The 21,448-nt window shown below is 60.8% G+C and carries 17 protein-coding genes; 11 read left to right on the top strand and 6 right to left on the bottom strand.

Annotated elements, in window-relative coordinates; translation table 11 throughout:
• From VHD36_04395 to VHD36_04405, 3 genes are all read left to right on the top strand, one after another.
• A partial coding sequence (locus tag VHD36_04395) for an amidase family protein (protein ID HVU86534.1) occupies positions 1 to 240 on the top strand: 240 nt, incomplete at its 5' end.
• Positions 241 to 311: 71 nt separating this feature from the next.
• Entirely contained in the window at positions 312 to 797 is a 486-nt protein-coding gene (locus VHD36_04400) for a (2Fe-2S)-binding protein (protein ID HVU86535.1), read from the top strand.
• Entirely contained in the window at positions 794 to 3,004 is a 2,211-nt protein-coding gene (locus tag VHD36_04405; protein HVU86536.1) for a molybdopterin cofactor-binding domain-containing protein, read from the top strand. Before VHD36_04400 ends, VHD36_04405 begins: the two co-directional genes overlap by 4 nt.
• Positions 3,005 to 3,059: 55 nt before the next feature.
• On the opposite strand, the gene VHD36_04410 is transcribed toward VHD36_04405, so the two are convergent.
• Both VHD36_04410 and VHD36_04415 read right to left on the bottom strand, forming a co-directional pair.
• Positions 3,060 to 4,115 (bottom strand): prenyltransferase/squalene oxidase repeat-containing protein, encoded by a 1,056-nt coding sequence (locus VHD36_04410; GenBank protein ID HVU86537.1) that lies wholly within the window; start codon positions 4,113 to 4,115, stop codon positions 3,060 to 3,062.
• A 143-nt stretch (positions 4,116 to 4,258) separates the two neighbouring features.
• Positions 4,259 to 5,140 carry an SMP-30/gluconolactonase/LRE family protein gene (locus VHD36_04415; protein HVU86538.1) on the bottom strand — a complete coding sequence of 294 codons (882 nt, stop codon included), beginning with the start codon at positions 5,138 to 5,140 and terminating at the stop codon, positions 4,259 to 4,261.
• A 586-nt stretch (positions 5,141 to 5,726) separates the two neighbouring features.
• Here VHD36_04415 and VHD36_04420 point away from each other — a divergent pair.
• The 3 genes from VHD36_04420 to VHD36_04430 are packed head-to-tail and all read left to right on the top strand — an operon-like array spanning position 5,727 to position 10,894.
• Positions 5,727 to 9,056, top strand: a complete 3,330-nt coding sequence (locus tag VHD36_04420) for an efflux RND transporter permease subunit (GenBank protein ID HVU86539.1) — start codon at positions 5,727 to 5,729, stop codon at positions 9,054 to 9,056.
• Positions 9,053 to 10,348: an efflux RND transporter periplasmic adaptor subunit gene (locus tag VHD36_04425; protein HVU86540.1), complete on the top strand. Its 1,296-nt coding sequence runs from the start codon at positions 9,053 to 9,055 to the stop codon at positions 10,346 to 10,348. The genes VHD36_04420 and VHD36_04425 overlap by 4 nt, the downstream gene beginning before the upstream one ends.
• Positions 10,349 to 10,360: 12 nt before the next feature.
• Positions 10,361 to 10,894: a hypothetical protein gene (locus VHD36_04430; protein ID HVU86541.1), complete on the top strand. Its 534-nt coding sequence runs from the start codon at positions 10,361 to 10,363 to the stop codon at positions 10,892 to 10,894.
• 41 nt (positions 10,895 to 10,935) lie between these two features.
• Here the strand turns inward: VHD36_04430 and VHD36_04435 are convergent, their stop codons facing one another.
• Positions 10,936 to 12,624, bottom strand: a complete 1,689-nt coding sequence (locus VHD36_04435) for a PEP-CTERM sorting domain-containing protein (GenBank protein ID HVU86542.1) — start codon at positions 12,622 to 12,624, stop codon at positions 10,936 to 10,938.
• 632 nt (positions 12,625 to 13,256) lie between these two features.
• On the opposite strand from VHD36_04435, the gene VHD36_04440 reads away from it, so the two are divergent.
• The 4 genes from VHD36_04440 (at position 13,257) to VHD36_04455 (ending at position 17,921) form a co-directional block, all read left to right on the top strand.
• Positions 13,257 to 13,466 (top strand): hypothetical protein, encoded by a 210-nt coding sequence (locus tag VHD36_04440; protein ID HVU86543.1) that lies wholly within the window; start codon positions 13,257 to 13,259, stop codon positions 13,464 to 13,466.
• A 298-nt stretch (positions 13,467 to 13,764) separates the two neighbouring features.
• Positions 13,765 to 15,144 (top strand): hypothetical protein, encoded by a 1,380-nt coding sequence (locus tag VHD36_04445; GenBank protein ID HVU86544.1) that lies wholly within the window; start codon positions 13,765 to 13,767, stop codon positions 15,142 to 15,144.
• A 182-nt stretch (positions 15,145 to 15,326) separates the two neighbouring features.
• Positions 15,327 to 16,469 carry a glycoside hydrolase family 88 protein gene (locus VHD36_04450; protein ID HVU86545.1) on the top strand — a complete coding sequence of 381 codons (1,143 nt, stop codon included), beginning with the start codon at positions 15,327 to 15,329 and terminating at the stop codon, positions 16,467 to 16,469.
• A 261-nt stretch (positions 16,470 to 16,730) separates the two neighbouring features.
• On the top strand, positions 16,731 to 17,921 hold the full coding sequence (locus tag VHD36_04455) for a diguanylate cyclase (protein ID HVU86546.1): 1,191 nt from the start codon (positions 16,731 to 16,733) through the stop codon (positions 17,919 to 17,921).
• A gap of 12 nt (positions 17,922 to 17,933) precedes the next feature.
• Here VHD36_04455 and VHD36_04460 read toward each other — a convergent pair whose 3' ends face one another.
• The 3 genes from VHD36_04460 to VHD36_04470 form a co-directional block, all read right to left on the bottom strand.
• Positions 17,934 to 19,019: a hypothetical protein gene (locus VHD36_04460; GenBank protein ID HVU86547.1), complete on the bottom strand. Its 1,086-nt coding sequence runs from the start codon at positions 19,017 to 19,019 to the stop codon at positions 17,934 to 17,936.
• Between the two features lie 420 nt (positions 19,020 to 19,439).
• Complete coding sequence (locus tag VHD36_04465) at positions 19,440 to 19,697, bottom strand: hypothetical protein (protein HVU86548.1); 258 nt, start codon at positions 19,695 to 19,697, stop codon at positions 19,440 to 19,442.
• A gap of 301 nt (positions 19,698 to 19,998) precedes the next feature.
• Positions 19,999 to 20,589, bottom strand: a complete 591-nt coding sequence (locus VHD36_04470) for a PDZ domain-containing protein (protein ID HVU86549.1) — start codon at positions 20,587 to 20,589, stop codon at positions 19,999 to 20,001.
• A gap of 222 nt (positions 20,590 to 20,811) precedes the next feature.
• Between VHD36_04470 and VHD36_04475 the strand changes: the two genes are divergently transcribed.
• The gene (locus VHD36_04475) at positions 20,812 to 21,300 is read left to right on the top strand and encodes a LuxR C-terminal-related transcriptional regulator (GenBank protein HVU86550.1); all 489 of its coding nucleotides are present in this window, start codon (positions 20,812 to 20,814) and stop codon (positions 21,298 to 21,300) included.
• The last annotated feature ends 148 nt before the right edge of the window (positions 21,301 to 21,448 follow it).

The following is a 21,448-nucleotide window of genomic DNA, read 5'->3' on the forward strand; positions in this document are numbered from 1 at the left end:
CGGGTAAGCCGACATGGCTGCATGCAACTCTGTTGGTCGCTCGATAAGATCGGACCGATTTGCCGCAATGTTGACGACTGCGGACTGGTCCTGGCCGCGATTCACGGCGCCGACCCGCGCGACACCGCTTCGGTCGACCGCTGGCCTGCGCAAGAAGATAGTGGAATGAGCACCGAACGGCGCATCTGCCCTGTCGGCGGTCGTCACAATCTTCCCTGCATGCCACGGGCAAACTCGTAGCACGACACGCCGGGAGTCGCCATAATCATTGAGCGGCTATCTCGCCAGGCCCTGAACCGTTGAGGGCAACAATGGATGCGATATTTCACTTCACCGTGAACGCGCAGCCCACTCAGATCACGACCGATGCAAGTCGGCCTCTTTTGGATGTGCTGCGCGAAGAGCTATCCCTGACCGGCGCGAAATACGGTTGCGGCGAGGGAGAATGCGGCGCTTGCACCGTCCTCATCGATGGGGTCGCCACGCGCTCGTGCATGACGCCGATCGCGAGAGCGGATGGACGCACGATTGTGACCATCGAGGGTCTTGCCAAAGACGGCAAGCTCCATCCGGTGCAGCAGGCCTTTGTCGATTGCGGCGCCGCGCAGTGTGGCTACTGCGTGCCCGGGCAGATCATGAATGCCGTCGGATTGCTCAAGGAGACGCCACAAGCGTCGCGAGAGCAAATCGTCGAGGGGATGCGTGGCAATCTCTGCCGCTGCTGCAACTACCCAGACTTGCGCGCGGCCGTCGAGCGCGCGGCGGAGCTGCTGGCGCAAGGAGACCGCAACTCATGAAGCGCGACTTGATAACCGATGAGCCCGTCGAAGACGAACGATTCGAACTCGTCGTAGGACCTGGCTACGACTTTTCGCACAGCCGCCGCACGTTCGTCGAAGTTTTCGGGGCGGGGATGTTGATCGCGATTTCCGCGCGCAGGGGGATGGCGCAGGTGCCGCAACGGCGCGGCGGTTTCAACGGTGGCGGAGGCGCGGCCACGGTTGGGAGCCGCATCGTTATTGGCATCGATGGCGCGGTTACCGTCTTGACCGGCAAGGTCGAGGTGGGGCAGGGCGCCCGAACGCAGCTGCGTCAGGCCGCGGCCGAAGAATTGCGGCTGCCGGTCGAAAGTGTACGTATCGAAATGGGCGACACTGAGCAATGTCCCAATGACGGCGGCACGTCGGGCAGCGGAACAACGCCCAGGACCGTGCCGAGCGTGCGAACGGCGGCCGCGGTGGCACGGCAGATACTTCTCGAGCTGGCCGCCGAAAAGCTGCAAGCGGATGCAAGCGCGCTCAGCGTGAAAGACGGTCGCATTCTCTCGCCGCAATCGAATCGTTCGATAACTTATGCCGAGCTGGCCCAAGATCAGGCGTTGAAAGCCAAGCTGGCGAGCACCACGAGCGCTGGTGCCGCGCTGACTGCGCCCGACGATTGGCAGGTTCTTGGCAAGCCGGCAGCGAAGGCGGATTTGCAGAATATCGTCACAGGCGCGCATCGCTATCCGTCCGACATTGTGCTGCCGGACATGTTGTATGGGCGCGTGCTGCGGAGGCCTGCTTACGGGGCCAGCTTGAAGTCGATCGATCTGTCGCGCGCCCGCGCCATGCCAGGAGTTACGGTCGTTCGCGACGGCGAGTTCGTCGGCTGCGCAGCCAACAGCTCCTGGCTGGCCGCAAAAGCAACCGATGAACTATCGGCAAGCGCCCAGTGGGAACTGGCGGACCCGGCGAAACAGCCAACGAGCGAGAACATTTTCGACTATTTGAAACAGCATGCGGCTTCTTCCCAGGCGACTTCTGGTCGCGGCCCGGGTCGCGGCGGCACGTCGAAGGGCATGGTCGACCAAGGCCTGGCCGATTCCCACAAAACGCTGACCGCTGCGTACGACGTCGCGTACATCCAGCACGCTCCTTTGGAACCGCGCGCTGCCGTGGCGCAGTGGCACGACGGGAAGTTGACTGTCTGGACCGGCACGCAGAATCCCATGCGCGTGCGTGGCGAATTGATGGAGGCCTTTAAGCTGTCGGCCGATCAGGTACGGGTTATCGTGCCCGACACCGGTGGGGCGTTTGGCGGAAAGCATACCGGCGAATGCGCGCTGGAAGCGGCGCGCCTCGCCAAGGGATGCGGCAAGCCCGTTTCGCTGCGCTGGACGCGTGCCGAAGAGTTCACTTGGGCTTACTTCCGTCCGGCCGCTCTGATCGAAGTCGCCGGGGGACTGACCGAGCAAGGAAATCTACACGTCTGGAAGTTCACGAATTATCACGCCGGCGGCTCGGCCCTGGAGACGCCGTACGACGTACCAAATGTCCGCACGCAGTTCATCGCCTGCGATGGACCGTTGCGCGTAGGCTCGTATCGCGCGCTGGCCGCCACGGCCAATACTTTCGCGCGTGAATGCTTTATGGATGAGTTGGCCGCAGCGACAAATGTCGATCCGCTCCACTTTCGTTTGCAGCATCTGCCCCAGGGGCGGCTGCGCGACGTGCTCGTGGCCGCCACCGACAAGTTCGCCTGGGCCGCTCGCTGCGCCAAGCACACGGCGGACGTTGGCATAGGACTGGCCTGCGGCACCGAAAAGGGTTCGTACGTGGCCGCCTGCGTCGAAGTGCAGATTGATCGGCGCACAGGCACCGTCAAAGTGAATCATATCTGCCAGGCGTTCGATTGCGGGGCCGTTCAGAATCCAGACAATCTGCGGTCCCAGGTCGAAGGCGGCATCGTCATGGGTCTGGGCGCGGCGCTGCGCGAGCGCATCGAGTTTGCCGATGGCAAGATTCGCAACGGCAGCTTCGCGGATTATCTTGTGCCGCGAATGGACGATTTGCCGACAATCGATACGATACTGGTTAACCGGCGCGACCTGCCGAGCGCCGGGGCCGGCGAAACTCCCGTCATAGCCGTGGCACCGGCCATCGCCAACGCCGTCTTTCACGCGATCGGTATTCGCGTCCGATCGATGCCCCTGCGCGCGGAACTGCTCAAGCAGTCGGTATAGCCCCAAGCGATAGCATGCGGCGCCCACCTACACCTGTGAGGTGGCCTGTGTCGACCTATGGACCTTCCGCGTGCGGTTCGAGCGAATCGCACTCATGCAGGGCCATCAAAGCGAAGGACGTTCCTGCATTACTGATGTAATGAGCCCGGTCGCAGAATAGCGATCGCGTGAACCAGCGGCCGCTTTCACGCTGATGCGTCTTCAACCACTCGACTCCGCGAACCAATCTGGGGTCGCTCGCGGGAATGCCGGCGCGACGAGCAATGAAGACGACAAAGCCAGTCCCATAGCCGTCACTGGTTTCCTTATCCTGCGGCGACTTATCGCGACGCTCCCACTCTCCGAGTTGGGCGATTCCCCACCCACCGTCAGCATGTTGCAGCGCGAGCAACGCGTCTACGCATTCTTGCTGTTGTTTCTTGTCCATCAACTCGGGCAGGTAAGTTCCTGCCCACGCAAGTAGTGCGCGATGATGCAAGGACGGCGCGGGATTGGCGCCGAAATAGGTTTGCAGCTTCTTCACGCCGGCCTGAGCGGCAGGCGTTTTGGCGTAATCATCGGGAGCGATGCCGACACCCAATGCGGCCATCGTGGCGCCGAAATAGTCATCATCCTCGTACGGTGGCCAATGGCACACCTTATACCAATCGAACCCACCATCCTCACGCTGCACCGTCCAGATGCGATCTAGCGCCTCCTTAGTGAGCGGATGAAGCTTGCCGGTTGTTTGGGCGTCGTTGCCGGCAAGCATCGCCGCGGTCATGACTACCTCGGCATCCCAGCGCGGTCCTTTGGTCGGCCAACGATCCGAAACGAGCTTCTCGGCGTACTCGCGAACGATCTGATGCGCGGGTACCTCACTCGATACGCTGGGACGCGACATGAGATACAGGTAATTCGTATGGCAGGTCATGCAGCCGAAGGTCTTCTGCCACCCGACCGACGCTGTGTCCAGATAGCGGGCCGCTTTGGCACTGGAAAACTCGGTCGCCAAAGGCTCGTCGGGATCGTTCTTGCCGGGGCTACCGACATTTTCCAGCGTTATCGGTGCGTCGGTCTCTTCGGCGCGAGATAATCCCACCGCGGCCGGCAATGCCAGGCAGATAGCCATGCACAACGAAACCGAAAACCTGGGGGCCCGGTGATTCGACGCGTGTTCCACAGTCATCTTAGCGTACCTCGTAAGTCCCAATCGTCGTGGCTCGGTGGCGACCCTATGAGACTGTACGCCACCGACCAATGCAAATCCGAATCTCATTCGCTTGGAACGAGCGCCGTGAGAGTTCCTGCCCGGGAATCGGGAACCAGGATGCGCCCCTGGGCATCAAGAGCAATGTCGGCCGCGGACTTGAACCCGTCTGCAACCAAGACCGGGGCCGATCCCACCGCATCGACGCGAAACACTTTCCCGCCACGCACATCGCCGACGTAGATGCGTCCCTTGGTGTCGCGCGCGACGCCATCACCACCACCGAGCCCGGCGGCGATTTCCTCGACCTTGCCGGTTGCAATCTCGACGCGGAAGAGCTTGCCGGTCGACACATCCGCCAGCAGCAAGTGATCCTTGCCGTCGGCCAGCAAGCCGTTCGGTCCCTTGATGGCCGGAGCGGTTTTTGTGTCGCAGACCACGGTCACTTCTTTTTTCGGACCGATTCGAAAAATCACGCCGTTTCCGGTAAACGAGCCGGAATCGGAAATGTAAACATCTCCATCGGGACCGACTTCGACGTCGTTAAGAAACCGCGGCTTGACCGGGAACGCGTCCGTATCGACGTACACGCTGGCCTGGGCATTCTCGTCAATACGCCAGACCTTCAACTTATCGGCCACGAAGAGTTCCTTACCGCGGTGGTCAATACCACGAGGATCGTTCATCCCCTCGGCGATCACGGTCGCTTTCCCATCCTCGATGACGACCACTTGGCCGTCGTCTTTCGAATCGGGCTTGCCCGTGATCGTGACATAAATCCGGCCATCTTCACCAACCACGGCTGACTCAGGATTGTTCAGTCCTTCGGCCAGCAACACCTTCTCGGCCGCAGTCGCGGTTGAGCATCGTCCCAGGGCCAGCAATGCGGATGCAACGGCCAGGGATGCGCAGAGGGTCTTCAACAAAACTTGATGTTGGTCGAACATGAGTGCGATTTCCTCGATTGTAGATGCGGATGCAGGGCACATGGTCCTTGACGGTTCCGTTATATCCGATCAGATATAACGACCTCCGGCCTCCGATTCAATGCGGTAGGCTTTCCAGGCGCCTGAGCAATGCCCGCGCCGCGTGAATTACCAGACTCAACGTGGCTCACGCCCGTGTTGGCCCCGGAGGTGGCGTTTGCACTCATGCCATGGCCCAACTGACGAGTCAGAGCGTGCGGTTCGTGACATCGCGTGCGACCGCAGGTAACGGACTTTCCGATGTCCGTTGCGGAATTCATTTATGCCTCAACGACGGTCGACAGCAGTCCGCCGCAGATCCTGAAATACAGGGCCGTTACGGCGACCTTTGATCGCGCAAGTCAGCCAGAAACCGATTCCCGGTGCCCTTGCTACTCGATCCCTCCCGTCGAATCATATGGGTAGTCGATGGTACGCATGCCGTGGCTGATCGCGTGCCCCTCGCGAACCTATGGGGAGTGATAACGGGGCACAAGTTGTCTGCGGCTGAAGTTTTCCTTCGGCCGGGGCGCCTGGCGCCCACCGAACCAGCGGGGCAGGTCGAACCATGTGGATCGTACAGCTCGCGCTCCGAAGGCCGTATACCTTCGTCGTCATGGCGATGCTGATCACCGTGCTGGGCGCGGTCAGCATCTATCGCATGCCGACGGACATCTTTCCGGAAATCGACATTCCGGTCGTGTCCATCGTCTGGCAGTTCACCGGAATGCCGGCCGACGAGATCGAGGAGCGGATCATCCTTGTCAACGAGCGCGTGTTGACGACTTCGGTCAATGACATCGAACGCATCGAGAGCCAGTCGCTGCTCGGGGTCGGCGTCATTCGCATTTATTTCTACCCGGGCGCCAAGATCGAATCGGCCGTGGCCCAGGTCACGGCGACCAGCCAGGCGATACTCAAGGTCATGCCGACGGGCATTACCCCGCCGTACATCGTGCAATACAGCGCGACGAGCGTGCCGATTATTCAGATTGCCGTCAGCAGTGACACGCTGACGGAGCAAGAGATTTTCGACTACGCCTCGAATTTCATCATCCAGCGGTTGGGCACCGTGCAGGGAGCGCGCGTGCCGCAGCCGTGGGGTGGAAAATGGCCGCAGGTGATGGTCGATATCGATCCGGATGAACTGTACGGCCGCGGCTTATCGCCGGCCGACGTTCAAACGGCCATCAACAGCCAGAATCTCATCGTGCCCTCGGGCGATGCCAAGATCGGAGACCGCGAATACTACGTGCGGTTGAATAGCAGTCCGGAAATCGTGGCCGCGTTCAATGAGATGCCCGTCAAGTCGGTCAACGGCGTGCCTGTCTACATCAAAGACGTCGCCCAGGTGCACATGGGCTACCAGGTGCAGACGAACGTCGTTCGTCGCGATGGGCGGCGCGCCGTGCTGATGACGATCCTCAAGGGGGAAGGCGCCTCGACTTTGGAGGTCGTTCGCCGGGTTCGCGAGGTCATGCCCAGTATTCAGGCGCAAATGCCGCCAGAATTGAAAATGGAATTTCTTTTCGACCAGTCGGTCTTCGTTCGCGCCGCTGTCGAAGGCGTACTGCGCGAGGGAGCGATCGCGGCGGGGCTGACGGCGCTCATGATCCTGCTGTTTCTTGGTTCCTGGCGCAGTACGGTGATCGTGGCCACGTCCATCCCGTTGTCGATCCTGGCTTCGCTCGTGGTGCTCGAGGCGTTGGGCCAGTCGCTGAACACGATGACCTTGGGGGGACTCGCCTTGGCGGTCGGCATTCTTGTCGACGATGCCACGGTAGAGCTTGAAAACACACATCGCAATTTCGGCGCGAACAAGCCGATTCAGCAGGCCATCCTCGACGCCGCGTCACAGATTGCCACGCCCGCCTTCGTGGCGACGCTGTCGATCTGCATCGTGTTTGTGCCCGTCGTGTTTCTGAGCGGGCCGGCGGCTTCGCTGTTCTATCCGCTCGCGCTGGCGGTCGTGTTCGCGATGCTCACGTCGTATCTGCTGTCGCGCACGTTGGTCCCCACCATGGTGCAATACATGCTTCCCAAGGAGGTCCCGTTGTATACAGGGGACGAACAGGCGAAGCGCGACGCCGGGCCGTTGTGGCGATTTCACGAGCGCTTTGATGCCGTGTTCGATCGTTTTCGCGCTGGCTATCAATCGCTGCTTGCCTGGGTGTTGGACCATCGGATCTTATCCGCGACGGCGCTCTTAGCTTTCGCGCTTTCCTCGGTGCTCTTGCTAGGGCCGCATCTTGGCGAGGACTTCTTTCCATCGGTCGACGCAGGGCAGTTTCGGCTGCACGTCCGCGCCCCGTCGGGCACTCGCGTGGAGGTTACCGAGCAGGTCTTCGGCGCCGTCGAGAACGTGATTCGCGAGATTGTGCCCCGCGAGGAGCTCGACCTGATCATCGACAACATGGGGTTGACGCCATCCTTTACCACCAGGGCGTACATCGACAACGGCACCGTCACCAACAGCGACGGCGAGATCCTTGTCTCTCTGAAGCCTGATCACCATCCCACGCCGGCGTATGTCGCTCGCTTGCGAGAAGAACTGCCGAAACGATTTCCTGACTGCACGTTCAATTTCGAAGCGGCGGATATCACCAGCCAGATTCTCGACTTCGGCTTGCCGGCGCCCATCGCGGTGCAAGTCGTCGGCGTCAAGCGGCCCGAGAACCTCGTTGTCGCAAAAAAGCTGCGCGACAAGATGAAGAGCATTCCGGGCATTGTGGACGTTCATATTCATCAGATCACGGACTACCCGACACTGCGCCTGGATGTCGATCGCGTCATGGCCTCGGAGCTGGGGCTGACGCAACAGAACGCGACGGGCAGCGTTCTGGTATCGCTGAGCGGCACAAGCCAGGTAACGCCCAATTTTTGGGTGAACCCCGTGAACCGGGTCAATTATGTTTTGGCAGTGCAGACGCCCCCCTATAAGGTTCGCACGGTCGACGATCTGACGAATACGCCGATCGTGAATGGAATCACAAGCACGCCTGCGACCTCACCGCAAGGCAATCTTGCACCGTTACTGCCCGGCGGGCCTGGAACCGGCGCGCCAGGCCAGCAATTACGCGGCCAGGCATTGCAGCCGCCACCACAGCTTCTCAGTAATTTGGCGCAAATGCGCCGCACTGTCTCGGACGCGGTCATCAGTCATTACAACGTGCAGCCTGTCTACGAGGTTTATGCGGACGTTCAAGGCAAGGATCTGGGAGGAGTTGCCGCCGACGTACGGCGAGTGGTCGCCTCGCTCAAGGACGACCTGCCGCGTGGCAGCACCTTCGCTATCCGAGGACAGGTGCAAAGCATGACGAGTTCGTTCCGCGGCCTGGCCCTCGGAATGTTGTTCGCCGTGCTGCTGGTCTATTTCTTGATGGTCGTCAACTTTCAGAGCTGGCTCGATCCCTTCATCATTCTCACGGCGCTACCGGGAGCCTTGGCGGGCATCGTATGGATGCTATTTGTGACGCAAACCACGGTAAGCGTACCCGCATTGATGGGCACGATCATGTGCATCGGCGTGGCGATGTCCAACAGCATCCTGCTGATCACGTTTGCCAACGATCTGCGCCAGGAGGGATATAATGCGGTCGACGCGGCGTACTCCGCCGCCGGCATCCGACTGCGCCCGGTGCTAATGACGGCGTTGGCCATGACGATTGGCATGTTGCCAATGTCGCTGGGGCTCGGCGAGGGGGGAGAGCAAAATGCGCCGCTGGGGCGCGCGGTAATCGGCGGTCTGTTGCTGGCGACCGTCTTTACGCTCGTATTTGTCCCTCTGGCGTACAGTTTGCTGCACCGCGAAAGGCCGCAGTCAGAGGCTGTAGGCGCTCAAGCTGCCGACGTTCACGATCCTCTCGAGCCGCGTAGCGGCGGAAAGGATGCCCCATGATCGCGCCTGAGCCTCGCGACGAACATGCGGTGCGGGATCGGGCGGCTCCGGGAGTGGAGACCGCCACTTCGCAAGCGCCCTCGCCTCGTAAGAAAATGTCGACGATCTGGGTCGTATGCGGTGTCGGCCTGGTCGCCTCGGTCCTGGCGGTACTAGCGATCGCTGCCACGGTGCCGCGTCTCAGGCAGCAGAAGCATTTGCAGGAAGCGGCGACCGATGTAGCCAATAGCGTGCCGCGCGTCTTTGTCGTAACTGCCCGTACCTCCCCGAAGGTCGTCAAGCAGACGCTGCCGGGCAACAGCCAGGCGTATCGCGAGACGGCGCTGTATGCGCGCACCAATGGCTACCTGAAGGAGTGGCTCGTCGACATTGGCGACCGCGTGACCGAGGGGCAGCTGATTGCAACCATCGCCGCTCCGGACCTGGACGATCAACTTGCCCAGGCGAAAGCCAACTTGGAACAGTCGCGGGCCACGCTTCAACTCAATGAGGCAAACGCCAACCTGGCCGAGACAATTCTTTCGCGTTATCTCTCCACCGAGAAATCGGCGACAGGGTCCGTTGCCCAACTGTTGATCGACGAGCAGCGGGCGAGCGTTCTGACGAGCAAGGCCAGCGTGGTCTCGGCGCAAGCGAGCATCGCCGTGAACCAGGCCATGGTGCAACTTTACACCGATCTGCAGGGCTTCGAGAAGATCGTCGCTCCCTTTGCCGGCGTGATAACCGCGCGCAACGTGGATCCCGGTACGCTCGTCACGGCGGATAATCCGAGCGCCACGCGAGAGTTGTTTCACCTGATGCAGACCGATCCGCTGCGTGTCTTCGTCGATGTCCCCCAGACGTTTTCGACGAGCATCACAGTCGGCGAGACGGCCGAGGTCGTCCGCCCCGAACAACCTTCAAAATCGTTCCCGGGAAAGGTGACGCGGACGGCCAATGCGCTCGATCCGAATACCCGCACCCTGCTGACCCAGATCGACGTGCCCAATGCGGACGACGCCCTGCGGCCCGGCATGTACCTGCTGGTGAAGTTTTCCGCCAACCGCGACGTGCCGACCGTCTTGATTCCCAGCGCAGCACTGGCGATCAGCGCCGATGGTCAAGAAGAGGTGGCCGTCTTGGACGCGAACAACAAGGTGCAATATCGCCAGGTACAGCTAGGTCGGGACCACGGGTCAGAACTAGAAGTAGTAAATGGCCTGAGCGGCGGCGAAACCGTGGTGCTTCACCCTGGCGACATGTTGGCCGAGGGGACGGTGGTATCTCCTCAGCCACAGCCCAAGAGTCGATGACGAGGTGCTTTCGTGGGTCGCAAAATTCCGCAACGTTTGTTTGTCCTGTTAACGTCCGCGTTAATGGCTCACGTCTCCGCCACGGACGCTGCCGCCCAATACGCGAGTTTTCAGCAGCGGATCGCGACGCTGCAGCGGCAGAACGCCTATCAGCAACAGCAGGTGGCAATTCAGTTGGCGGTACAACAAACAAACATATTGCTCTTCGACGCCCTGCAACAGAATGTTTCCGGCCAAGAGACGGGGGTCATGCAAACACTCAATTTCCAGCCGCAGGTTAGCGCCCTGCAAACGGCGTTGAATCAAACAACGCTTCTCCAGCAAAGCAACGTCCGGGTGGGCAGCCCTGTGCAATCGCCTTTGCAACAGGCCAGCGCGTTGCAGAATGCGCTGCAGACGACGAGATTTCTGCAAGCCTCGTCGCAGTTTCAAGGAGGCACACTAACCGACCAGCAGATTCAAACCTTGTTCCTGCAAAAGGCAAGTCTCATAGGGTTATTGGCCGCCCCGTCTCCCCAGTTGATCCGACCGACGCCCGGCAGATAGCGGCGGCGTGCGACACGCCGTGCAGCAAACGCGTAAGTGTCTTACTTGGACCTCCGGCGCCGCGCAGCGATCAATAGTCCCAGTGCTCCTGTCGCCACGAGCAACAGGGAGCTCGGTTCTGGCACGGCCAGGGCGTTGGAAACGAAGATCCCCGAGCCACCGCCGCTGTAGACCGCCCAAAAGGCGACCTGGCCATTGTCGCTAAGTCCGTCGGGCCGGCCGTCGGCGTTGCCGCTACCGCCCAAGAACGAGATGCCAAGCACGGTGCGAAAGTCACCGGGTGCGACCTGGATCGTATCGCCGGGGCGAACGATCTCGCGCAATTGACCGGCGCGATCGGTGCCAAATATGCCGGTCGAGTTGTCACTCAGCGTGGCCGTAAACGCCACCTGGCCTGCATCATTCATCGCCAACGTTGGGTAAGGAGTGGGCAAGTTCGGTGAAAAGCTCATGAACGTCAGGTTCGAAAGCGGTGCGACGGGTGCCTGTTGGCCGATTTGTGCAATCAGGTTCAAGTGTCCAGGCAAGCCGGCCCATATCCCGCCGCCGGAATGCATCGGTATCGGGCTACCCGGCTTGTCGACATACGCGGAGAACGCCACTTGGCCTTGGGCATTCACTAACGGGCCAATGAGCGCGGAATTCGTGGGATAATTCGAGAACGCATCGAGACTGAAATTGGTTCCGTTGGGCATTCCCGGAGCTTGCGCGCCGCCTGCCGCGACCAGCGACACGTGCCCCGCAGTGCCGGTCCAGAGGCCCGATCCCGTGGAACTTAGCGATTGATTGACCGCATCGCTGGCAAAGACCACCTGGCCGGCGCCATTAGCGTCGATATTCGCGAACGGAGTGCCAAAAGTTTGGCTTTGCAACGTGACGCCGCTGGCCATGCCCGGCGCCTGGTCACCGATACGTGCTACCAGATTGATGTTACCAGGCGTTCCCGACCAAATGCCACCAAACGCGAAGTTTACACCCGGCCCCTGCAGACCGGCCGTGAACGTCACTTGATCGTTCGCACCGAAAGCGACGGGAGAAAAGGTAATGGGCTGCGAGCCGAATGTCGCCTGAGGCGCAAAGGTAATGCCGGGGCCAACGCCCGGAGCCTGCTGACCGAGCTGAGCGACTACTTGCGGCGCGGAGGGATCCCCGGCCAACAGCGCCGTACCCACCAGCGTCATTGACGTCATATAAGCCACGTGACCGGCGTCATTAAGATAGGGCGATCCAAACGACGATACGGTGCTTTGCGAGTACTGAACGCCCGGCGCCTGACCGGGAACCTGGCCCCCTTCGGCCGCGAACTTCGAAATGTTCGTGGCGGTGCCGGTCCATAGCCCTTCGTCGTTGAAAATCGATATGCCTGTCCCGGTTGAAAAGGCGTCGAACGCCAATTGATTGTTGGCATTGATCGGCACGGGCATCAGCGGCAGCGGCGTAGACGCGTTCGTCGGCGCAAACGAACTGAAGGTCACGGCCGGGGTAAAGTGCGAGTTGTCGATGCGCGCTACGAGCGACACGTTGCCCGGCGTGCCGGACCACAGACCTTGGTCGTTGAGTCCGGAAAAGACGCCTTGCCCGATCAGCGTGCCATAGAAGTCGACGTGCCCTTGCGCGTTGATCGAAGGAGGAACGCCGATCGGGGTGAATGGGGCGGGCGGAAACTGCGCAAAAGTTATGCCGTTCGATGTGCCGGGTGCATTGGCGCCGGAGAGAGCGATCGCTTGCACTGAGGTGTCCGAGAACGCTATCGACTCCATAGCGCAAAGCAGAAACGCACTGTGGAATCCGAATGACGTTAGAAGGATTCGTGTCTTACGAAGAAGCACAGCCCAGACGCAGCCCATGAAATGCCCCTTTGTTTTTTATGGAAGATTCGTCCGCAAGGGTCCTGTGTTTGACCTGCAGGACACTCAGCACAGCGAACGTGGTGGATCGCGCTTGATCGGACGCGGTGCTGAACCCTGGCGAAGAAGTAGCTTGTGAAAATCCGAATCGCCGTCATGAAGAACGGCAGGAGGCTATTCAGAAGTCACGAGCAGGTGTTCCAGGGGCGTTCAGGGGGGCGGAAAGCAATGGCTCCGCCTTGGTGCCGCGATAATAAGCTGGCCCCATAACAGGGTCAATGAAAAACTGCAGGAATCTGGCAGCTCGTCAGGTTTTGGATTCCCGCGGCAGCGACATGGTGTCGTCGGAACGGGGGAAGCCCGGGCAAATCCGTTTCCTGACCATGCTCGTATATCTTGTGACCCGGGGGATCGGCCCGCGTGCAAAGCACCGGGACGAACTGTCGTCGGGGAAATCCGATGACAAACAGGGGATAGCGGCCTCGGGACGCACGCCGACGCGGGGAGAGACTCCCATGCCTAGCCGATTCAGCTTCTTTCCGCCCTCCAATCGCGACGAGCGGATCGCCCGCGCCCGTGACACCTTGGGATTCTGCGAGGCGATGTACCAGATCCATGCCCAAACGGGCGATGCATGGGGATCGGAATTGCTGGTGCTCAAGGCCATGCAGCGCGCCGCTGTCGCCGTCTTCCGCGACGATTGCCATATGTGGGATTGGCAATAGCAAGGCGCCCGTACAGCCAATAGGGCGCTCCTTCTGGGCGGTGGGTGAGTAGCCGGTTCGCGGCGGTTGCACGGAAATCGGCAACCCTGGACTAAATCCGCACGTCCAGCGGTGTCATTTCGAACGCCGATTCGCGCGATTCTGGTTGCCGACGCGCCCCTAGCGCGGATGGAACGCCTTTTGCGACACCAGGTTGCTGGAAAGTAATTTGCCAGCTAATGCGGGAGGGGGCTGCGATTTCGTAGAAAGAACGTAGCCGCCTTTGGCAGAGAAGCCTCGATTAGGGAAAGGGTGGACCATGTACTCCCCACTTCGCGTTTTGCGCTCGTTGGCCGTCGCTTTGTCGTTGGCCATGCTTTGTGTTCCTAGCGTTGCGTTCGCCCGGGGTGGCGGTGGGCATGGCGGCGGTGGCCACGGGGGAGGAGGTCACGGCGGCGGCCATGGCGGCGGATTTCACGGCGGTGGCGGCCATCGCGGCGGTGGTGGTGGTTACCGTGGCGGCGGAGGATATCGTGGCGGCGGCGCTTACCGGGGTGGGAGCGCCTACCGCGGCGGGTCAGTCGCGCGCGGCAGTTACGCCGGAGGCCGCGGCGCCGGCGGCATGTCGCGCGGTGGCATGGGCAACGTCGGGCGAACCGGCGGCATGGCACGTACCGCGGGCGGCGCAGGACGTTCGCAGAATTCGTTCCTCGCCCGACACTCTGTAAACGGTGGTGCCAACCATTTCGCCAATGGCTCGTTTGGGCGCGGTATGTCCGGCAATTCGAATTCGTTCATCGGTCGCCACGGCAATGGCTTTGGTAACGGCAACTCGTTCAACCGCACGACGAATTTCGTGAACAACCGCGGCGGGGGCATTAACAGCTTCAATCGTGGCTTTGGAGGTTATGGCTACGGGCGCGGACTTGGCTACGGTTATGGGCGTGGCCTCGGCTATGGCGGCTACGGAGGATTCGGCCGCGGCTTCGGCTTTTGGCCGTTCTTCGGATTCCCCTTCTTCGGATATGGCCTCGGCTATGGGCTAGGTTATGGGCTGGGCTATGGTGGCTACGGTGGTTATGGGTATGGTGGCTATGGTGGGTACGGCGGCTATGGTGGGTACGGGAACTACTATGCCGATTACCCCGTGACAACCGACAACGCGCTCGCGGTAGCCACGACGAACCCAGTCGAATCGCAAACCTATGCCGATCGCGGCGAAGCGGCTTTCAAGGCCGGCAACTACTCTGAGGCCGTCTACGACTGGAAGCACGCCCTGGTCGATGATCCGCAAAACGGCACGCTTGGCATGCTGTACGCGCAAGCTCTGTTTGCCTACGGAAACTACCCCGAGGCGGCCGGCGCGACGCAAGTGGCCATGTCGCTTTTGCCCGCCGATCATTGGGGAGTGGTCGTAAAGAACTACACCGATCTGTATCCGAACATAACGAACTACACGACGCAGTTGCGTTCCTTGGAAAGTGCCCGGAACGCAAAGCCAGACGACCCAGCGCTGCGCTTCCTGCTCGGCTTCCACTACAACTACCTGGGCTATCCCGCGCAAGCTGAGCGCGAATTGAAAAAGACGATCGAGCTGCAGCCGCATGACGAGGTGGCCAAGCAGTTGCTGTCGGTCGTGAAGGGCGAGGCTCCCTCGGCGCCGGCCATTCCGACTGTTCCAGCACCCCCGGCTACTTGATGAAGTTCGCTTATCTAACCGAACGCGGTTCCAAATCCAGCGCCGCCGGATGCCAGGCGTCCGGCGGTTTATTTCCTGCTGTGGCCGCACACGGCACTCGAAGCGTTGAATGATTGCACGATACGCGATAGGCTGATTCACCTTTGAGCCGTCGGACCATGTTGGAATCCAGAATAGCGCCCGTGGCTTTCACTCCTCCTCCCTTGCCGCCGGATTTGCGAGAGCGCTTCGAGCAGGCTCTGATATTCTCGCAAGCGCAGGTCGCGCAGACCGTCGCGCGCTCGCCCGATTATTTTCCCATCTACACGGTTGACGGGCGGTGGCACCATTCGGGCGAATTGTGGACCGATTGGACCGGCGGGTTTTTCGCGGGCATGATGTGGCGCTTTTACGCCCAGAACCGTGATCCCGTCTGGCGGGCCCGCGCCGAGCATTATTCGCAATTACTGACCCACCGCCAGTACGATCAAAACGTTCACGACCTGGGCTTCATTTTTCTCAACACGTACCGGCCCTGGTATGAGTTGACGGGTGAACCGCAGCTGCGCGACGTTCTGGTGCAGGCCGGCCGCACACTGGCGACGCGCTATATGGAGCGCGGCAAGTATCTGCGCTCCTTCGTGGCTCCCGAGAGCTTGTTCATCGACATCATGATGAACGTGCCGCTCATCATCTATGCGGCGCAGACGGCCGACGACCAGCAATTGCTGAACATCGGCCTTGCCCATTCTCGGACCACGCGCGATACGATCGTGCGCTCCGACGGTTCGACCGCGCACGAGGGCATCTTTGACCTCGAAACGGGGAAATTCCTCCGCGAGTCGACCCATCAGGGATGGCGCCCTGACAGCGCCTGGGCACGTGGGCTGGCCTGGAGCCTGTACGGCTTCAGCCAGGTCTACGAATTGACGAAGTTGCCGGAATTCCTCGAAGTCGCCGAACGCAATGCCGCCTTCTGGATCGCCCGGCTGCCGACCGACGGCATCCCCTGGTGGGATTTCCGCGCCGATCTCACGCAGCCCTTGCCCTGGGGGCGCCAGAAAGACAGTTCGGCCGCCGCTATTGCCGCGAGCGGATTATTGCATTTGGCGCAGCAGACGACCTCTGACAATCGCGCCACCGCTTATCGCCTGACCGCGCTTGCCATGCTCGAACAATTGGCAGGGCCGGCGTACCTTGCCGAGGGCACGCCAGGTTGGGAGGGGATCTTGCAGCACGGCGTCTATCACACGTCGAAAAACCTGGGCGTCGACGAATCCGTGATGTGGGGCGACTTCTTCTTCGTCGAAGCTTTGACGAACGCCCTGGCCAAGCCGCACGGGTAATCGAATTCAGGTCGCGCGCTTTTCTGTACGTGCTCGGTGTTCGGCGAGGCACCGCGGCGCCCCCCCCTTTCACAGGTTGAGTGTCGACTTCAACCGGGCCTTGGGGAACGTGTTTTCGGGTTGCGCGGCCTTTCTCCCCCCCCGGGTAAGCGTCCAAGCGGAAAATATCAGCAACGGCATCCGCACCGAAGGTGCAGTTCCGAGCTAGCTTTTCAATAGCGAAGGCATCTGTGAGCATGCTCTAGTTAAAAGCTGCTGGGAATGGGCGTCACCGCACATCAAAAGCTGCGCGTGATTTGGGAACGATTGTTCCCTATTGATCGTTGGCGCGATCCTGAGACGCTGCGTCAGGCGGGGCGCATCGTCGCCTTCGATCTGGCAATGTTCTTCTGGGTCGTGATCTTCGCCCCGATCTATGCGCTGCTCGGTTCCACGCCGAGTGTCATCGTACTCGTGATGGTCGGCATCGTCTTGCCGGCTGCGTTGATTGCCTTGCAGCGTGGACTTTCGCCAACGTTGTGCGGCAATGTGCTGTGCTGGGCCGGCTGGTTGACGTATACCGCGCTCGTCTACGTACAAGGCGGCATGTCCGCGCCTTCGCCGACCTTGACCTGGTTTGCCTCGCTGCCGATTTGCGCCGTGTACATGTGCGGGCTGCGATCAGGCGTCTTCTGGACACTGGCCAGTATCCTGGCCGTTACCGGCTTCGCCGTAGCTGATCATTTCGGCTTTCCATGCCCGAATACGCTCACCCCCTTCGCCACTCGCTTGTTGCAGTTTCTGGCGCTGGCCGGCCTGATCACGTGCGTGTATGTGCTGGTACACGTGCTGACGCGGTTCGAGCTGAACGTTCGTCGGACCCTGCACGAAGCGAATAGCCGGCTCGAGGCGCAATCATCGCTCGACGCGCTGACGGGCATCGCCAACCGGCGCAGTTTCGACTGGACGATGGAGCGCGAATGGAAGCGGCACGAGCGCGCCGGCATGCCCATCTCGGTGGCGCTCATCGATGTCGACTGGTTCAAGCAGTACAACGACAATTTCGGACATCTGGCCGGCGACGACGTGTTGCGGTCGATTGCTTTTGCGATTCAATCGGGCGTACACCGGCCGGGCGACTTTGCCGCCCGCTTCGGCGGCGAGGAATTCGCCGTGATCCTCTCGGATACCGACGAGCATCAGGCGCGCTACGTGATGGCCATGATCCATCAGCGGGTGCGGGCGATCGAGATTCCCTATCCCGATCCGACCAAAGGCCCGTTCGTGACGATCAGCATCGGCATTGCCACGGCCACGCCTTGCCGGGGCGATTCGTTCATGGAACTGATTCACGAGGCCGACGTCGCACTGTATCAGGCGAAGGCCGAGGGGCGCGATCGGGCCATTCACGCCTCCCGCATCGGCGCGAGCGCGGCGGTGGTGCAGGCCGGCGCCGTGAAGACGCACTTGTAACGGCGGTGGAAATTACTTCAAGATGCCGTCGAAACTGGCGCGGATCGCCGTGGCGGCACCCGGCTTCGCGTCTTCGCCGGGGCCACCGTCCGAGCCCGCCAGTCGGCTGAGCTGATCTTGCACGTCGGTCATCGATTTCTTCACATGTTCGATTTCGTCCGAAGCACCCTTGCTGCGGAAGATCGAATGCAGCCAGTTGTCGAAATCTTCCTGCGGCGAAGCCGCGGTGGCGTCGTGCATCGATTCCAACAGTCGTCCCGCCTCTTGCTTCAGCTCTTTGTCCAAGAGGGCCGAATTCGTTTCCTGAATCTGGCAGAGCTGCTCGGCCAGGGCATTCGCCTCGCGGTCGCCCGACAGATACAGCCCGATGTGCGCTTGCTCGATGCCGGCCAATGTCACCGAGGTCGGCAAAAACGACTTTTTCTGAGCGCGGGCCGCGCAGGTAATGGTACACCAGTCGCCGCGCCACGACTTGGGCACGATCGCCAGGAACGTGAACTCCTTGGCCCCTTCCAGCGATTGACCATTGGAAGGGCGCAGCTTGAAGAACACGCCGTGTTCGCGATTGGTGGTGCCGCTGGCCAGCACGAGGGCCTTGGGGACGATTTGCTTGTAATGATTCTGCTCGGTCGTTTTCGCCGTTTGATTCCGCGAGGCCCCCAGATTGAAAATCTTGTAGCCGATGTGGGCGTCCTGCGTATTGCCCGTCGTATTCTCGGTGGTCTCGGCAACTTCGATATTGTCCCCTGACAGAGCACTCTCCAGCGTGGTGTTTGGCAGATAATCGTGGATCTTCAGCCGCAGGCTGGGGCTGATCAGCATGTAGAGAAAATCGACCACGTCGGTTTCGGAACCGCGCGTGATGCGGGCCGACAGACGGAACTTGCCTTCGATGGCTTTCAGGTTCGGATGCGCAGCGGCGCACTTTTCGGGAGTCACGTCGCGGCACTCGATCGAGTCGGGCATGTCGAACATGACGCGCGTTTCGGCGCTTGACGTGTCGGCCCACAGCACAATCGACCATGCCAAGGTCAGCATCGTCGCGAGGGTTGCAAAGCGCGCCTTGCCCATTTTCGAGTCCTTGTTGCCGGAAAGCATCGAACAGGGTGTCCGTGAAAAACCCGCGGACTTTACCAACAGGAGCAAAACCCGTCAATGCGAGCAGTGATAGCAGGAGTGCGATGACAGTCCTACCTGCAGCGGCCACCGAGCATTCGAGACGGGGGCTTCGAGCTGCCGGGGAACGAAAGGCATCACGCTTTCGGCATGCGGGCCGTCAGTCGCGGGCCAGTCCCAGCCGGGATGCCATTTGCCGATGCAGGCCGTGCGATAGCCCTGTTGCGGCCAGAGCGGCGCGACGGGTTTTGCGACCTCTCGCTCCACGCCGAACTTCGGCGCCGCCTTCGCAACGCTCTTCAGGCGCTCCCGCGCTCCGACCGCATCGAATATCCCGGATGCAAACCGAGGACGAAAAACCTCCTGACCGGATACTCCCTCATCGGCGCCGCATGGCTGAGTTTAGAGGAGCCGAAGGGCAAATCGCTCCAACTCATCCCACGGATCACGCGGTACGCTCGTGTCGGACATCATGCCGAACAATGCCAGGTCATCGCGCGGCGCCCGGCGATCGCGGTTACAGCAGATCAGTCCCATGATTTCCAGATCGGTCTGAGCCTGTTCGCGCGTCGCTTGTCGAGGTTGCTTCCTCGTCCGTTTCAGCCAAGCACAGCGGCGATCCTCCCAGAGCCAGAAGTTTGAAAAGAATGTAGTTGACATCGACGTACTCACTTGTGCCCCTCGCCGTGGTTTACCCGCTCTCGTTCCGCCAGCCGGGATCACCGATCGAAGCCGCTTATCGTCAGGGTGGACGAGTATCCTATGTTTGAAGGCTTAGGGCGCGACGGCTGCGTGTCTGCCGGATTCGCGAGAGCGATCGCATTGCCCAAGGCAGCTTCAAGCCTTCGCCTTTCCATGCAAGTCGCCAGCCTCGCCCGCAAATATGGTATTCGAAACGAAAATATCGTAGTCCTCGCTAAACGTGTAGAACCACTCCGGGGCTTCCGGGCACATACCGTCCCTAATCAAATGCCGTATACAGCGCCCGCCGGTTGACGTCGTAGACATTCCATACGCTTTCCCCTTCGGCCCAGTGCAAATTGCCGTATCCATTCGGCACGCGGTTCCTCAGCGGCGAAGGGCCGGTCGCCGTCGCCTGGATCGATCCCCGCGGCAAGGACGCAATCTGTTGCGTGCCGGCAAGCGTGACCAAGACGCGGCGTTCCCATTCGCGGCGAGATACGAGTAAGTCGACCTGATCGGCCGGCCGGTATTGTTTCAGGATGTCCGCAACCTGCGCTCTGACGTTCACTGGGTGACCGGCAAGGGCCACGATTCGATCTCCGGTGCGAAGCCCTGCTCTCTCAGCCGGTCCACCGATGTATAGTTCCGATATGACGACCGCACCGGAGTGATCCACCAGGATGGCACCCAGCATGGCTTTGGGACGAGAGTTGTCGCGCGTCCGTGGCGCCTTGATCTCGTCCCCGGACCGCATTCCCGCCAGGTGGGCGGCGCCGCCCACTTGCGCAAAACACGAGTGGTTCGCCGCCAGCAGAAGCGTCGCCGTCAAGACGGCGTACGCATGCGTTCCCTGCCGAATGAAAGACATGTTTTCCACCTTTTTGGCCCGAAAAATGGCCGTCGCTTGGAGAACCGTCACGCACCGCCCCTGATTTAACTATCCGGCAGGCGCCTCAGAGGGGCCATTGCAAAAGGAGGGGAAGTTACAGGAGCGATAAGGCATGCACCCTCGTAGAAATTAAGGAGAGCGCGCCTCAATCGATGAGTAGAATATCGTTGGGCGTGGCATAGCGCTTCGCGCGAGGGAAGAATGCTTATCTTGGTTGCTAACCACAGCGGGGTGGTCCGCTGGTCGTACGATCCGGGGATCATCAAGCGTCTTGCAGGTCGCCTTGAAGCTCGAAAGGTTTGGGAGCTCGTCGAGGATTTGGACACCTCGACGCTTCTCAAACAAGAATTCGCGATTGCGAGCGCTTTGGGCGAAAAACGCGAGTTCCACATCGTGCTTCCTGACGCGCCGTGGCACCCCGATGAAACGACGGTCATCATCGAGCCGGTGGAACAAATGGTCGTGGCGACGCTGCGTCGGTCATTCTCGCAGTTCAATATTACGAAGCGCGAGCGCGACGTGCTCCAACTGATCTGCGAAGGAATGAGCGGTTCGGAAATCTCCAACGCGCTGAATATTTGTCACACGACGGTGGAAACACATCGCACGCGGCTATATGAAAAGACAGGATGCTCCGGGACAGCGAGCTTGGTCCGATGGGCGGCCAGGAACCGGCTCATCGAGCCGTAGCGCCGCCGAATGACAGTAGTGCCAAGTTTGGCGGATTGATATAGGTGAACGCAAGGCTCCTCTTGTACATGACTTGTGTCCAGCAGGTCACTTCCAAGGAGGGAGCCATGCGTTCAAGGGTGAGTCATACCATAACGAGCCAGGATGT

Source organism: Pirellulales bacterium (assembly GCA_035546535.1).
Classification (GTDB): domain Bacteria; phylum Planctomycetota; class Planctomycetia; order Pirellulales; family JACPPG01; genus JACPPG01.

Bases quoted from the DNA above. Each gene is read 5' to 3' on its own strand.
- VHD36_04400 (HVU86535.1), top strand. From the start codon at position 312: ATGGATGCGATATTTCACTTCACCGTGAACGCGCAGCCCACTCAGATC.
- VHD36_04405 (HVU86536.1), top strand. From the start codon at position 794: ATGAAGCGCGACTTGATAACCGATGAGCCCGTCGAAGACGAACGATTC.
- VHD36_04410 (HVU86537.1), bottom strand. From the start codon at position 4,115: ATGGCTATCTGCCTGGCATTGCCGGCCGCGGTGGGATTATCTCGCGCC.
- VHD36_04415 (HVU86538.1), bottom strand. From the start codon at position 5,140: ATGTTCGACCAACATCAAGTTTTGTTGAAGACCCTCTGCGCATCCCTG.
- VHD36_04420 (HVU86539.1), top strand. From the start codon at position 5,727: ATGTGGATCGTACAGCTCGCGCTCCGAAGGCCGTATACCTTCGTCGTC.
- VHD36_04425 (HVU86540.1), top strand. From the start codon at position 9,053: ATGATCGCGCCTGAGCCTCGCGACGAACATGCGGTGCGGGATCGGGCG.
- VHD36_04440 (HVU86543.1), top strand. From the start codon at position 13,257: ATGCCTAGCCGATTCAGCTTCTTTCCGCCCTCCAATCGCGACGAGCGG.
- VHD36_04445 (HVU86544.1), top strand. From the start codon at position 13,765: ATGTACTCCCCACTTCGCGTTTTGCGCTCGTTGGCCGTCGCTTTGTCG.
- VHD36_04455 (HVU86546.1), top strand. From the start codon at position 16,731: ATGGGCGTCACCGCACATCAAAAGCTGCGCGTGATTTGGGAACGATTG.
- VHD36_04460 (HVU86547.1), bottom strand. From the start codon at position 19,019: ATGCTTTCCGGCAACAAGGACTCGAAAATGGGCAAGGCGCGCTTTGCA.
- VHD36_04465 (HVU86548.1), bottom strand. From the start codon at position 19,697: ATGTCAACTACATTCTTTTCAAACTTCTGGCTCTGGGAGGATCGCCGC.
- VHD36_04470 (HVU86549.1), bottom strand. From the start codon at position 20,589: ATGTCTTTCATTCGGCAGGGAACGCATGCGTACGCCGTCTTGACGGCG.
- VHD36_04475 (HVU86550.1), top strand. From the start codon at position 20,812: ATGCTTATCTTGGTTGCTAACCACAGCGGGGTGGTCCGCTGGTCGTAC.